This window comes from Streptomyces sp. NPDC001093 (genome assembly GCF_040298985.1).
Classification (GTDB): Bacteria; Actinomycetota; Actinomycetes; order Streptomycetales; family Streptomycetaceae; genus Streptomyces.
Genome location: NZ_JBEPBF010000007.1, coordinates 17,633 through 30,637, shown reverse-complemented (window position 1 = coordinate 30,637; position 13,005 = coordinate 17,633). Strand labels below are relative to the sequence as shown.

The window sequence follows — 13,005 nt, the reverse complement described above, 5'->3', positions numbered from 1 at the left end:
GCTCAGCCCAGCTTGGCCGACATGTCGTACTGCTTGTAGATGTCCGAGGCGTTGTCCTTGGTGATCTGGGTGGTCTGCAGGGTCTGCTTCTTGCCGACGGTCTTTCCGTGCACGATGGCCTCGGCGGTGTCCGCTGCCTGCTGGGCGCCGGTCGGGTAGATGAACGTGGTGTACATCTGGCCGAGCTGGACGGCGCGGATACCCCCGGTCGGGATGGCGAGTCCGTCGATGCCGACGAACTTGATGCCGTCGGCCTTGCCGGCGCCGCGGGCGGCGAGGACGGCGCCGAGGGCCATGTCGTCGTTCTCGCCGTACACGAGGTCGATCTTCTTGTTCTGGTCGAGCCAACGCTGCATGATCGTGGTGGCGTTGGCCTTCAGCCACTTCGCCTCCTGGTGGTACACGATGGTGATGTGGTGTCCGGCGATGGCGTCTCTGAAGCCCTTGTCGCGGTCGATCTGCGGCTGGTCGGACAGGGTGCCCTGCAGTTCGGCCACGTTGCCGCCGTGCGGCAGGGCCTGCACCGCCGCCTCGCCCGCCATCTTGCCGATCTTGTAGTTGTCGCCGCCGATGAAGGACGTGTAGCAGTCGGTGTTCACGGTGCGGTCCAGGACGATGACCGGGATGTGCGCGGAGCAGGCCTGCTGCACCGCGGCGGTCAGCGGGGCCGGCTCGTTGGGCGAGAGGATCAGGACGTCGACCTTCTGCTGGATGAAGTTCTGCACCTGGCTCACCTGAGTCGCGCTGTCCTGGTGCGCGTCGGTGATGGGCAGCAGCTTGAGGTCCGGGTACTTCTTGACGAAGTACTGCAGCTGCGCGTTGAGCTGGGCGCGGTACGGCTCGGCGTTGTTGGACTGGGAGTAGCCGACCACGAACGTCTTCTTGCCGCCGCTGCCCGAGCCGGCGGCGGCGGTCTTCGGCGCGTGTGCGGCGCAGGAGGTCAGTGCGGCGACGGTGGCGACCACGCCGGCGATGGCCACACAGGTACGACGGCTCAGGGACACAGCGGACACAGCAGACACAGCGGACTCCTTGCTCCTTGCGTGGGTGAGGGTGAGGGGTGGTGCGGGGGTGCGGGTCAGGCGCGGGCGCGCAGGCGGCGCAGCGGCTCGACGAGGGGCTGGAGGAAGCCCGGGCGCTGCAGTACGACGGCCACGACGACGATGAGACCCTTGATGATCATCTGCATGTTGTCGCTGATCGCGTTGAGCCCGAGGATGTTGTCGAGCAGGGTGAGGATCAGCGCGCCGACGGCAGTGCCGGTGATGGTGCCCTTGCCGCCGGCCAGGCTGGTGCCGCCGATGACGGCCGCGGCGATGGCGTCCAGCTCGTAGGAGGTGCCGGCCAGCGGGTCGGCCGAGGCGCTGTACGCGGCGTCGATCGGACCGGCGAAGCCGGCCAGCAGGCCGCAGAGCGTGAAGACGGTGATGATCACCAGGCTGACGTTGACCCCGGAGAGCCGGGCGGCGGTGGGGTTGCCGCCCACGGCGTACACATGCCGTCCGAACCGGGTTCTGGAGAGCAGCAGTTGCACCACGACACAGACCGCGACGAACGCGATCACCGGATAGCCGATGCCGGCGACGAGGGTGTGGCCCGGGGTGCCCAGCGCGGCGAAGGCGGCGGCCTTGGGCGTGAGATGGCCGTGGGGGTCCACCAACTGCACGCCGACGGCCACGTTGTTGCTCAGCTGCCGGTCAATGCCACGCACCACCGAGAGCATGGCCAGGGTCATCACGAAGGACTGGATGCGCAGCCAGGTGGTGCCGATCCCGTTGAGGAAGCCGAAGAACGCACCCACCAGCGCGCACAGCGGCACGATCGCCCAGGGCGACAGGCCGTGGTGGACCAGGAGCATCGCCGCGGTCATGGACCCGATGCCCAGCACCGAACCGACGGACAGATCGATCCCCGCGGTGAGGATGACGAGGGTGACGCCGACCGCGAGGATGCCGCGGGAGGCGAAGGCGGTGACGGCGTTGGTGAGGTTGTCCTGGTTCCAGAAGATCTGGCCCTTGGTGACGATGCCGGCGGCGATCACCAGCAGCAGGCCGATGTAGCTCTGCAGGGAGCCGAGTGACGGCAGGGCCCGGGACAGGCGCTCGCGCAGCGTCCGCGGGTGCTCGCCGGTGCCGGCGGCGGTGTCCCGGGCCGGTGGGAGTGTCGTGCTCATTTCTCTGCCTCGTTCTCGTCCGCCGGTGGTCCGGCCACAACGTTCTGCCGTGCCATCGCCGCGGTGAGGATGGCCTCCTGGGTCGCGGCCGGCCCGTGGGCCGGGTCGCGGTGGAACTCGCCGGTCAGCCGCCCCTCGCAGAGGACGACGATCCGGTCGCACATGCCGATCAGCTCCGGAAGTTCGGAGGAGACGGCGATGATCGCGGTGCCCTGGGCGGCGAGGGCGTCCATCAGGGCGTGGATCTCGGCCTTGGCCCCGACGTCGATGCCCCGCGTCGGCTCGTCGAGCAACAGCACCGAGGGCTCGGTGAGCAGGCACTTGGCCAGCACCACCTTCTGCTGGTTGCCGCCGGAGAGGGTGCCGACCACGGCGTCCAGGCTGTGCGTCTTGGTGCGCAGCTCCGCGACCTTGCCGGCCGCGGCCGCCTTCTCCCGGCGGGCGTCCACGGTGCGCCACGGCCTGAGGTAGCGGTCGAGGGCGGCCAACGTGGTGTTGAACCGTACGGTGTTGCCGATCACCAGGCTCTGCGCCTTGCGGTCCTCGGCGACCAGCGCGATGCCCCGGCGGATCGCCGTACGGGGGGTGTGCGGGGTGTACGGGCTGTCGTTCAGCGTGATCTCGCCCCGGACCCGGTCGCCGGCCCCGAAGAGGGCCTCCAGCACCTCGCTGCGCCCGGCACCCATCAGCCCGGCCACGCCGAGGATCTCCCCGGCCCGGACCTCGAAGTCCACCGAGTGCAGCGGCGTGCGAGTGCTCGCGGGCGCGGGGGTCGTGGTCAGGCCCTGCACGCGCAGCCGCACCGGGCCGTCGGACCGCTGCTCCGGCGCCCGGGGGAACAGCTCCCCCAGGGGCCGTCCGACCATGAGCCGTACCAGCTCGGCACGGTCGGTGCCGGCGACCGGGCGGCGGCCCGCGAAGGTGCCGTCGCGCAGCACGGTCGCCGAGTCGGCGATCTCGGCCAGCTCCTCGAGCCGGTGGGAGATGTAGATCAGCCCGACGCCGCGGGCCGCCAGCCGGCGGATGACGGCGAACAGCCGCTCCACCTCGGCCTCGGCGAGCGCGGACGTCGGCTCGTCCAGGACCAGGATCCGCAGGGTGCCGTTCAGTGCCTTGGCCACCTCGACGAGTTGCTGCTCGGCGATGCGGCAGTCGCGGACCAGCCGCCCGGGGGGCAGGGTGAGGCCGAGGTCGGCCAGCAGCTCCGCGGTGCGGGCGTGCATCGCCGTACGGTCCAACGTGCCGCGTGCGGTGCGCAGTTCGCGGCCGAGGAAGACGTTGTCGGACACGGACAGCTCGGGCACCAGGTTCAGCTCCTGGTGGATCATCGCGATGCCGTGCTGCTGGGCGTGCTTCGGTGAGTGGATCCGCACCGGCTCGCCGTCGATCTCGATGGTGCCCTCGAAGTCGGCGTGTACCCCGGCGAGGATGTTCATCAGCGTCGACTTGCCGGCGCCGTTCTCGCCGAGCAGTGCCACCACCTCGCCCGGGTGGACGGTCAGTTCGACGTCACTGAGCGCCCGGACGCCCGGGAACTCCTTGCCGATGCCTCGCATTCGCAGCAGGGCGGGCGACGCGCCGCTCATGTCGCGCCGTCCGCGTTCTTCCGCGTCATCGCGGACCTCCCATGGTGCACAGGTGTGGAATAGGAATCGATTTCGGGAACCCTCCGGCGGCAGGCCGGGGGCGCGGGCGTGTGAGCAGGACCGTGACGGCCGAAGGGTCCGCCGGAAGACCGCGGTTCGGCGAGCGTCGGGTCCTGTGCCCGCACACCGCCGAGGACCGTCGGCTCGATGCCGCCTACCTGCCCGGACGTCATAAGCGGGTCAACAGGCCGATGCGAGCCATGGGGTGGCCTCCGTGATGCGAGGGGGAGCGATGGGGAAATCGATTTCTGGAGATCACCCACCACACTCCTCGGACAGAAGTGAGGCGATCCAGGAAGCGCCACCGTACGGCGGCGGGCTTCCCGGCCGGATCCTTGAAATCCTTTTCAGAGGGAACGTAGGGTTTGGCCTCCGAGGGTGTCAAGAGTCCTGAACAGGTCGGGCATGAGGTCGGAGGACCATGACGACGATCAACGACGTGGCCCAGGCCGCCGGGGTCTCCCCCGCCACGGTGTCCCGGGTCCTGAACGGGGGCCGCGTCACGGCCGAGCGCGCCGAACGGGTCCGGCGTGCGGCGGCCGAGCTGGGCTTCGCCCCCAACCGGGTGGCGCGTTCGCTGCGGATGCGGCGCAGCAGCCTCATCGGGCTGATCATCCCGGACATCGAGAACCCGTTCTTCACGGCGCTGGCCCGCGGCGTCGAGGACGCCGCCCAGCAGACCAGCTTCTCGGTGGTGCTGTGCAACACCGACGGGGACCTCGACAAGGAACGGCGCTATCTGGACATCGCGATCGCCGAGCGGATGGCGGGCGTCATCGTGGCCGCCGCGTCCCGTGGCCGCACCGACGTGTCCGCCCTGCAGAGCCGCGGCATACCGGTGGTCGCGGTGGACCGCCGCCCCCGCGGGGCCGGGGTGGACGCCGTACTGGTGGACAACGAGGAGGGCGGTGCGGCCGCCACGAAACACCTGCTGGCCCGCGGCTACCGGCGGATCGCCTGCATCACCGGCCCGCGGGGCGCCTCCACCGCCGAGGAACGGCTCGCCGGCTACCGCAGGGCACTCCAGGAGTTCCTGGACGACGACCCGGGTACTCCCGCCAAGGAGGTGAACCTGTTGCGCGACTACACCCGGCACGCCGACTTCAAGTCCGAGGGCGGGCGCACGGCCATGGCCGATCTGCTCGCGTTGCCGCAGCGGCCGGACGCGGTCTTCGCGGCCAACAACCTGATGGCCGTCGGGGCCCTGCAGGCGGTGCGCGAGGCAGGCCTGCGACCCCCGCGGATCGGTGTCGTGTCGTTCGGCGAGGTGCCCTGGGCGCCGCTGGTCCAGCCCGGCCTGACCACGGTCCAGGTGCCCTCGTACGACCTGGGGCGGACGGCGGCCGGACTGCTGCTGGACCGGATCGCCGGGCAGGAGCGGCCGTTGCGCACCGTGGTGCTGCGCAGTTCCCTCCAGGTGGGGCAGACCACGGCGGGGCCGGTGTGAGCCGAGAGCACCGTGCCGTCAGCTCCGCGGTCCCGGCCGGGGCACGCCCGCGGGGCCGGCGAACGGGTGCCCCCCGTCGGCCCGGGTCCCTACTCCCCGAGCAGCAGCCGCTCCAGCGCCGCCCGTGCCCGCGCGTCGGACTGTGCGCGCGCCGCGACCGCGACCGCGAGCTCCCGTATCCACTCGTCGAGCGCCACCGGGCGCCGCGAGAGCACCACGCCGCGGACCTCCTTGCACACCTCGCCCCGGGGATGCGTCCCCGCCAGGTCGAGCACGAGACGCTGCTCGCCGAGGAAGACCTCGACGCGCTCGATGCGACCGTCGCGCCCCGCGAGCCGGTCGGCCAATCGCCGTTTGCGCTCCACGGCGACGGAACCCGGCGGCAGCGCCTCCGAAAGGGTCCCGGTGAGCACCTGGGCGTAGACCTCGAGGTCGGCGGCGTCCCTGCGCAGCGCGGCCGTCAGCAGGTCGATGGAGTCCGGCTCCCCGTCGGGCTCGAACGGGACGGGGTCGTGTGGCGAGGTCATCGCGGGGCCTCTCGTGGTGTGCGGTCGTGCCGGGTCTGCTGGGCCGGGCGCTCAGCCGTCCAGGCTGAGCACCATCGTCGGGCGTTCGATGACGTGGTCCTCGCGCAGTGGCCGCACGGCCGTGCCGATCGCGAAGAACTCGGTGGTGTGACCGCCCCACCGGTGGTTGTGCGCGTTGAGCTGTACGCCGACGACGCCCTCCGCCCGCAGCTCCTCCGCCTCGTGCTGCATCCGCGTCATCGCCAGCTCCCGCGCGTCGTACAGCGCCTGCGTGAACTGCTCGATCTCCACGTTCTTGCCGATGTTGGAGAACATCTGCCCCATCCGCTGGTGCGCGATGTGGTAGACGCAGGTGCCCATCACCATGCCCAGCGGGGCGTAGCCGGCGCGGATGAGCGTCCAGAAGTCCTGGCCGTTGAGGTCCGAGGTGAACGGCTGCCCCTTGAGGTTGCGCCAGCTGCCGCCGTTGCCGCCCGGCGCCGGGTGGTCGGCCTTGACGGCGGTACCGATCGCGATGAACTCGGCGATGTCGGTGCCGAATTCACGGGCCTCGACGCTCAGCCGCACGCCGACGATGCCGTCCGCGCCCAGCTGGGCCGCCTCCGCCTCCATGCGGGTCATCGCCAGCTCACGGGCGTGGTACATCGCCTGGCTGAGCGTCGTCAGCTCCTGGTTTTTGCCCCAGCGGCCCAGCTGGATGCCCACGTGGTAGATCGAGCTGCCCAGGACGAGGCCGATGGGCCGGAACCCCGCCTCGCGCACCAGCAGGAACTCATTGACCGACAGGTCGCTGGTGAAGATCGAACCCGGCTTGCCCGGCTGCAGCTCGGCCAGCCGCCGCATCGCGTCGGCGGGCACGCCCTGGGCGGATGCGGCGCCGGGGGTGCCATCGGCGGGGTTGAAGACGGTCATGAACGGGTTCCCCTCATCGCATTTCGGTGGCGGTGCGGCGCATGGTCCGCCGGCGTCGTTCCGGGTCGAGCGGCATCACGGTGAGTGTGCGGGGCGGCTCCTGGCGTGCCGTGAAGCGGGCGACGGTGGTGCCCAGCAGCGTCGCCTCGGCCACATGGTCCTCCTGGTCGTTGTTGCCGCTGCGCATGCAGGGTTCGCCCCAGATGCGCAGACGGCCCGCGGAGAGGATCACGCCGTCGCCGCCCCGCCGCCCCGTCTGGCCCTGCAGGTGCGCACGGGCATCGGAGCGCACCGCCTGAACCAGCTCGCTCCAGCCGCTGACCTCGGTGTTGCTCCACGAGCGCGTCTGTGCGCGGGTGGTGTAGTCGTCGTGGCACACGCCGACGGACATCCCGTACAGCAGCTCGACGGGGACCCACCCGGCCGTCACCAGCTTCGCGAACCCCTGGCCGTCGAGGTGGCAGGTGAACGGCTGCGGCGCCCGAACCGTTCCGGCCGCGCGCACGGCGGTCCCGACCACCTTGAACTCCAGGCAGTGGGGCTGCGCCGCGAAGGGCGCGACCGTCAGCTGCGCCGCGACGACGCCGTCACCGCCGAGGGCCGAACACTCCGCGGTCATCCGGTCCAGGGCCGAGCGACGGGCGCGGTCGAGCACCTCCACGAGACCGGCGGACGGGGCGCCGCGCCCGGAGAGGGCGACGCGCGCGCAGGTGCGGCCGGGGGCGTACCACACGCCCGCGTAAAGGCAGTCGTGATAGCCCCAGTACCGGCCGCTGCGGCCCACGTGGTAGACGGCCGAGCCCATGACCTGGCCCACCGGCTCGAACCCCACGGCGCGCAGTGCGGCGAACTCACCGGTGGACAGAGCCGAGGACCATGTTCCGCTGCTCCGCACCTCCGCGATGCGTGCGGCTGCCGCCGGGGGCAGCCCGGCCCCCGTCCATTCCCCGCTCATGGACACCAACTCCCCGCTCCGTGCCCTGTCCAAGGGCATAGCGGTTCGAGTCTATGCCCGGCCCCCGGGGCACCGGACCGGCCGGGTGGCGGCTACGTCGCGGGCTTGGTCAGCAGCAGTTCCGTGTTGTGGTCGCCGGCTGTCCCGATGCGGGTGGCGGGGGTGGCGTAGGGGTCGTTGTAGGCGAGCTCGCGGTAGAGGGCGGCCAGACCGCGGTCGGAGGTGTCGGTGAAGTCGGTCGCGTAGGGTGCCGCGGACTCGATGAGCGTGGTGAACAGCGACAACGTGCCGTCCTGGTTGTCCGCGATCTCGATGATCCGGGCGTGGTGCGGGTAGTCGACGTGGGAGGCGGTGTTGATCTCCCAGAAGGCGCGCTCGGGGACGGTGTGGCCGTGCGGGATGATCTGGTTGGTGTGGGTGTGGCCGTTCACCCAGGCCACGACGTTCGGGAAGCGCTGGAGCAGCGCGACCAGTTCGTCGCCGCTGTGGCGGCCCTCGAAGAGGTTGTACGGGTCGGGCAGCAGGTTGCCCATCGTGCCGCTGGTGTGGTGGCTGAAGACGACGACGAGGCGGCCGCCGGACCCGCCGCGCACCACGCTGCCGTCGCTGTCGTACCAGTGGCCGCTGTGCGCCTTGAGGACCGACTCCAGCCAGTTCAGCTGCCCGGTGCCGAGTGAACCGTCGGCGAATCCGGCCCGGTTGGTGGTGTCGAGGCTGATACCGAGGACGCCGTCGGCGAGGTCGAAGGTGTAGTAGAGGTGTCCGCTGCCGGCCGAGTCCTGGGTGAAGCCGTGGCCGACGGGCCCGGCGCCGGTGTACGCGGGGTTCAGATGGGCCTTGGCGAACTCGGTGGGCGTGAACGGGTGGCGGCGCTCGTCGGGGGTGACCATGCGCAGGGAGCCGCCGTTGGTCAGCAGCCGGCTCAGCAGGATCACGGCCTTGCCGGGGTCGTGCAGCAGGGCGTCCGCGAGCTGGGCGGCGGTCGCGTCGTCGCAGCCCTCGACCTTGCGCGAGCCGGTGTACAGATCGTTCAGCAGGCCGAGGTCGGGCAGGCTGCCCTCGATGCTGTCGTCGTGGTTGCCGACCGTGGTGTACCAGGGGACGGTCAGGCCGGGCGCGTCGAAGGGGCGTATCGCGCCGGACAGGAGACCGGGGATCTGCGGCAGCCCCTTGGCCTTGTAGGCGTCCTGGAGGGACGACTCGGGGTTCCAGTACTGCGCGCTGCCGGAGTTCTGCACGCCCTCGTAGCGCGCGAGGTCGCCGCTGTTCGGGGTGATGCGGCCGCCGCTCATGACGGTCAGGTACCAGTCGAGTTCGATCCGCTCGTGGTTGTCGGTGTTGTCGCCGGTGGCCATGACCAGGCTGAACGGCAGCCCGGTGTAGGGGCCCTGGCGCACCGCGTTGACCCGCTCGACGAGCGATGCGGCGCCCCGCACGGTCAGCGTCTCCTGCGGGCGATGCGCGCTGTCGATGAACCGCGCCAGGTACTCGAACCGGACCGGTGACTCGGTGTCCGTCAGGTGCAGGTCGGTGAACTGCACGAAGGAGGCGAGCCCGGTACGGCGGTCGTCGCGCCCGGATGCGGCACCGGCCAGTTCGGCGCGCACCACCAGGGGCCAGCCGGGGCCGGCCACGAGCCGCTTGTACGCCCCGTCGCCGACGGGCGTGGCGGCCTGTTCGAGGGTGGTGCCGTCGATGCGTACGGCTCGCGCCGCCGTGGCCGCCAGGGCCTGGTCCTGCGCCAGCGCCCGGCCCGGTGTCAGCACCGGCCACAGCGCGGCCGTCGCGGCCGCCGAAGACATCCCTGTCACGAACCGACGCCGACTGATCCCGCTCATGAATCCCCCTGTCGCTGACGGCACTTGAGCCTCGCGTCCGACCGCCGGACGCGTCCGCCGCGACAGCCTTACCGACGAGTAGGCGTGTGTCCAGAGTGTGGTGGGAAACGGAGGGGAAACAGAAGAGACGAGGTTAGCCCGCCGGGATGATTCACCGGTGCCGGAGGGTGAACCCTGCACGGTGGGTCCGCGTCAACGGCGGTCGTCGGCGTTCGGCCGTTAGCGTCGGCTCCTGTGCCGTTGAGCTATGCATTCGTGAACCTCAAACCGGGTGTGGGGAAGACGACCAGCGCCGTCTGGTTGGCCCACGCGCTGCACGCGTCGGGCCTGTCACCGCTGCTCGTGGACAGCGACCCCGCCTCTTCCGCGCTGCGTTGGAGCGAACTGGCGGGCGGCTTTCCGTTCCCCGTGCTCGCTCTTCCGGTGGGCGACGTACACCGGCGGGTGAACGACTTTCTCGACAGCCGACGGGCCGTGGTGTTCGACGCCCCGCAGCTGGAGGACCACGCCCCCATCGCCCGGGGCGTCATGCGGTACGCGAGCGAGTGGATCGTGCCCGTGACCCCGGCCCCGATCGAACTGGACCGCATGGCGCCCATCGACCGCGAAATGGACGACATGCAGTCCCTGCGCTCCCGCCCGGCCCGCGCCGCAGTCCTGCTGAACCGCACGAATCGTCCCGACGCCACGCGTACCGGTCCCGATGCCGACGCCCGCGAAGCCCTCACCGAGCGGGGCTTCGACGTGCTGTCCACGCATATCCCACGGCTCGACCTGTACTCCCAGTCCTTCGGCAGCCCCGTCGAGGTGAAGGGCACCGCGTACATGGATCTCGCCGAGGAGCTCATCAACCGTCAGGACACGGTGTGAACCAGCGCAAGGACGCCTATCGAGCCGCGCTGCAGCGCCGACCGGACACCACCGCCCCCGCTTCCGCTCCCACCAGAGTCACCCGGCTGGACACCCGCTACGTCAAGGTGACCATCGAGCTCGACCTCGCCTTCGCCCGTGACCTCACCGGCTGGGCCGGACAACCGCTGTCCGCGCTCGTGCGCGCCGGCGAGGCAGTCCTGCGACCGCTGAGGCAGGACCGGTAGCCCGGGTTCGCCGCGTCAGGCCTCCTCCTGAGGCGGGGACCGGTCGGGGCCGTGGGGCGCGGAGTCCGGGAGGAAGAAGTCCCGGAGGGCCTCGCGGACGGGGTGGTGCTGGCGGGGCCGGACCGACGCCGCGAAGTCCTGCGCGCGTGGTCGGGGCGCTGAGCCGGCCGCGGTGGGCGGCTGCTCCGGAGTGGTCTCCGGGGACGGGTGCGGGGCCGGAGCCGGGAACGCCTCGTCGGCAGCCGGGGCGGAGGGAGACGCGATCGACATCGACAGGACCTCCCGGACGATCTCCTCGGCGCGCTCGTGGCGCGGGCGCATGTCGGAGACGGAGATGCCGTAGGGGGCCAGGACGCGCGGGAGGAGGGAGTCCTCCCACTGCCCGATGCGGCGAGGGCCTGGGCAGGACTTGGGGATGGGAGTCCAGGGGCCCGGCGAGCCGAGGAGGGTGTGGTGGGCCAGGCCCGGGTCGGCGGGGGTGCGGCAGGCTCGGTGGGCGATGTCCGGGTGAGTGCGCATCAGCCACCAGTGGAGGCGGACCAGGGCGTCCAGCTGGGCCTCCGTCCAGGGGTCGGCGACGTGCCCCTCCGTCGTGATGGTGACCGCGCCGGTGCCGTCGGAACGGAGGTTCGCGCGGTACGCGGAGTCGGCGGGGGTGCTCGTGTCCAGCCACTGGGTGATCTTTCCGGTGGCGGACACGCCGAAATGGCTCCAGCCGCGGGCGCCGGGCCGGCGGAAGCGCACGTCCGCGGCGGGAAGGCTGGCGTTCGCCGTATGGACGATGATCTGGGTCGGCTGGAGGGGTGAAGGCGCCTCGGCCCGGGCGAGGAGCCGGACCGAGGCGAAGGGGCAGAGGGGCACGTCAGTTCTCCTCAGTTCTCCTGGGGGTCCGCGTTCGCGTCCGAGAGCGGCGCGGCCAGGGGGCGGAAGACGCGGCGGAGCTCGGTGAGGGAGTTCTCGCCGGTGATCCAGGCCAGCGGCGCGTAGTGGACGTCGATGCCCAGCGGGAGCTCGAGGAGGGGGTCGCCGGCGGAGTTCTCCGGCCACTCGACGGCGCCGGTGACGGTGCGGGTCGGGACCAGCCAGAAGTCGCCGGAGCGGTAGGAGCCGCCGGGGTTGAAGTAGACCTGGAGGCCGTCCTCCAGTTCCGTCCAGGTGCCCTCCTCGACGGGCAGGGCGCCGCCGTCGGTGCGCGGGCGGTGGCCGGGGGTGCCGGTGGAGGCGTGGTCCCAGCGGCGGAGGAAGGGGTGGCGCTCGGGCAGCGCGCCGACGCCGGGAAGGGGCTCGGCGGAGAGGCGGACCCGGCGGCCGGGGAGGTCGATCTCCTCGACGCTCAGCAGGGGCGCCGGCTCGCCGCGGCTGATGTAGGCGGAGTCGCAGACCTCGACGCGGTCCCCGACGTCCAGGGTGAGCTTGTCGTCATCGCCGAGGGTGGACAACGCGACCCAGGTGCCGTCGAGTTCGGCGATAGGGAAGGCGACACTGCCGTTCTCCCTCGACCACTTGAAGGTCGCGCCCCGCTCGGCCGTCCCGCCCTGGTGGATCTCGATGCGGTAGAGCTGGTTCTCCGGGCCGCGGTAGCGGGCGTCGGGCCGGACCAGGCAGGGCTCGTCCGCGGCTCCCTCCGGCCGCTCGGCACGGGCGGCCAGGCGGGCGGTGGAGCGCTGGGCGGCGACCCACTTCTCGAAGGCGTCGCGGACCGTGGCCGCGCCCCCGTCGCGGACGTCCAGGTCCTGGGCGGGGAGGGTGAGTACCTGCCAGACGGTCTTGACGCGGGCGGCCGTGTCCGGCATGGCGGCGCCGAGCGCGACCTCACGGATCTCGGGGTCCTCGACGGCGGTGACGCTGCGGTCCCAGACCTTGAGGTAGGCCAGGAAGGGGAAGGAGGTGGGGAGTTGGTCGCTCAGCAGCTCGGGGTCGCGGTAGGCGTCGGGCTGGTTCCAGTAGGTCCAGGTGGCGGGGGTGGGGGACGGGATGACGCCGTCGCTGTCCGCGCCGGCCGAACCACCCTCCAGCGGCAGCCCGCCGTCGGCGGGGACGGCCGGGGCCGGCTGGGGGCGGGTGGCGTCGAGCTGGATGCCGTCGACGTAGTAGCGGCCGGCACCGATGATGAGGTCGTTCTCGGGGGCGCTCTTGACGTAGGCGATGCCGAAGCCGGGGTCCTTGCCGGGTTCCCCGGGTCCCCCGTCGCGGCCGATCAGGTCACGGGCCAGGGTGCGGGAGCGGAAGAGCTCGATCGCCGCCTGCTCATTGGCGTCGGCGTCCAGTTGGACGCGGCCCTGCTGGGCGAGCACCGCGGAGTAGTGCTTTCCGGGCTGGTGGGTCAGGCGCGAGAAGTCGCCGTACATGGTCCCCCTCAACTTTCTTGTGCTGGTGCGCCGGTGGGAGGTCTGCGTCTGGAGATGGAGGG

General features: G+C 71.5%; 12 protein-coding genes. 3 read left to right on the top strand and 9 right to left on the bottom strand.

Translation table 11 applies throughout. The features are described 5' to 3' along the window. Positions 1-2 precede the first annotated feature (2 nt). From ABT288_RS05770 to ABT288_RS05760, 3 genes are read right to left on the bottom strand one after another with little or no spacing between them, the layout of a single operon-like run. The gene (locus tag ABT288_RS05770) at positions 3-1,022 is read right to left on the bottom strand and encodes a substrate-binding domain-containing protein (protein WP_351603134.1); all 1,020 of its coding nucleotides are present in this window, start codon (positions 1,020-1,022) and stop codon (positions 3-5) included. A 56-nt stretch (positions 1,023-1,078) separates the two neighbouring features. Beyond that, complete coding sequence (locus tag ABT288_RS05765; RefSeq protein WP_351603132.1) at positions 1,079-2,173, bottom strand: ABC transporter permease; 1,095 nt, start codon at positions 2,171-2,173, stop codon at positions 1,079-1,081. After that, the gene (locus tag ABT288_RS05760) at positions 2,170-3,759 is read right to left on the bottom strand and encodes a sugar ABC transporter ATP-binding protein (protein WP_351603130.1); all 1,590 of its coding nucleotides are present in this window, start codon (positions 3,757-3,759) and stop codon (positions 2,170-2,172) included. Before ABT288_RS05760 ends, ABT288_RS05765 begins: the two co-directional genes overlap by 4 nt. Positions 3,760-4,240: 481 nt before the next feature. On the opposite strand from ABT288_RS05760, the gene ABT288_RS05755 reads away from it, so the two are divergent. After that, positions 4,241-5,266: a LacI family DNA-binding transcriptional regulator gene (locus ABT288_RS05755; protein ID WP_351603128.1), complete on the top strand. Its 1,026-nt coding sequence runs from the start codon at positions 4,241-4,243 to the stop codon at positions 5,264-5,266. 89 nt (positions 5,267-5,355) lie between these two features. Here ABT288_RS05755 and ABT288_RS05750 read toward each other — a convergent pair whose 3' ends face one another. The 4 genes from ABT288_RS05750 to ABT288_RS05735 all read right to left on the bottom strand — a co-directional run bounded on the left by ABT288_RS05750 (position 5,356) and on the right by ABT288_RS05735 (position 9,498). Beyond that, positions 5,356-5,793 carry a hypothetical protein gene (locus ABT288_RS05750; protein WP_351603127.1) on the bottom strand — a complete coding sequence of 146 codons (438 nt, stop codon included), beginning with the start codon at positions 5,791-5,793 and terminating at the stop codon, positions 5,356-5,358. A gap of 51 nt (positions 5,794-5,844) precedes the next feature. Beyond that, positions 5,845-6,705, bottom strand: coding sequence for a heavy metal-binding domain-containing protein (locus ABT288_RS05745; protein WP_351603125.1), 861 nt, complete (start codon positions 6,703-6,705; stop codon positions 5,845-5,847). Between the two features lie 13 nt (positions 6,706-6,718). After that, complete coding sequence (locus ABT288_RS05740; protein ID WP_351603124.1) at positions 6,719-7,660, bottom strand: heavy metal-binding domain-containing protein; 942 nt, start codon at positions 7,658-7,660, stop codon at positions 6,719-6,721. A 92-nt stretch (positions 7,661-7,752) separates the two neighbouring features. Beyond that, positions 7,753-9,498: a TIGR03767 family metallophosphoesterase gene (locus ABT288_RS05735; RefSeq protein ID WP_502972728.1), complete on the bottom strand. Its 1,746-nt coding sequence runs from the start codon at positions 9,496-9,498 to the stop codon at positions 7,753-7,755. Between the two features lie 255 nt (positions 9,499-9,753). On the opposite strand from ABT288_RS05735, the gene ABT288_RS05730 reads away from it, so the two are divergent. Together ABT288_RS05730 and ABT288_RS05725 are read left to right on the top strand one after the other, a co-directional pair. Next, the gene (locus ABT288_RS05730) at positions 9,754-10,368 is read left to right on the top strand and encodes a nucleotide-binding protein (protein WP_351603123.1); all 615 of its coding nucleotides are present in this window, start codon (positions 9,754-9,756) and stop codon (positions 10,366-10,368) included. Further along, entirely contained in the window at positions 10,365-10,595 is a 231-nt protein-coding gene (locus ABT288_RS05725) for a hypothetical protein (protein WP_351603122.1), read from the top strand. The genes ABT288_RS05730 and ABT288_RS05725 overlap by 4 nt, the downstream gene beginning before the upstream one ends. Before the next feature lie 15 nt (positions 10,596-10,610). Here ABT288_RS05725 and ABT288_RS05720 read toward each other — a convergent pair whose 3' ends face one another. Further along, positions 10,611-11,456 (bottom strand): peptidoglycan recognition protein family protein, encoded by an 846-nt coding sequence (locus ABT288_RS05720; protein ID WP_351603121.1) that lies wholly within the window; start codon positions 11,454-11,456, stop codon positions 10,611-10,613. An 11-nt stretch (positions 11,457-11,467) separates the two neighbouring features. Beyond that, positions 11,468-12,943 (bottom strand): DUF6519 domain-containing protein, encoded by a 1,476-nt coding sequence (locus ABT288_RS05715; RefSeq protein WP_351603318.1) that lies wholly within the window; start codon positions 12,941-12,943, stop codon positions 11,468-11,470. Between the last annotated feature and the right edge of the window lie 62 nt (positions 12,944-13,005).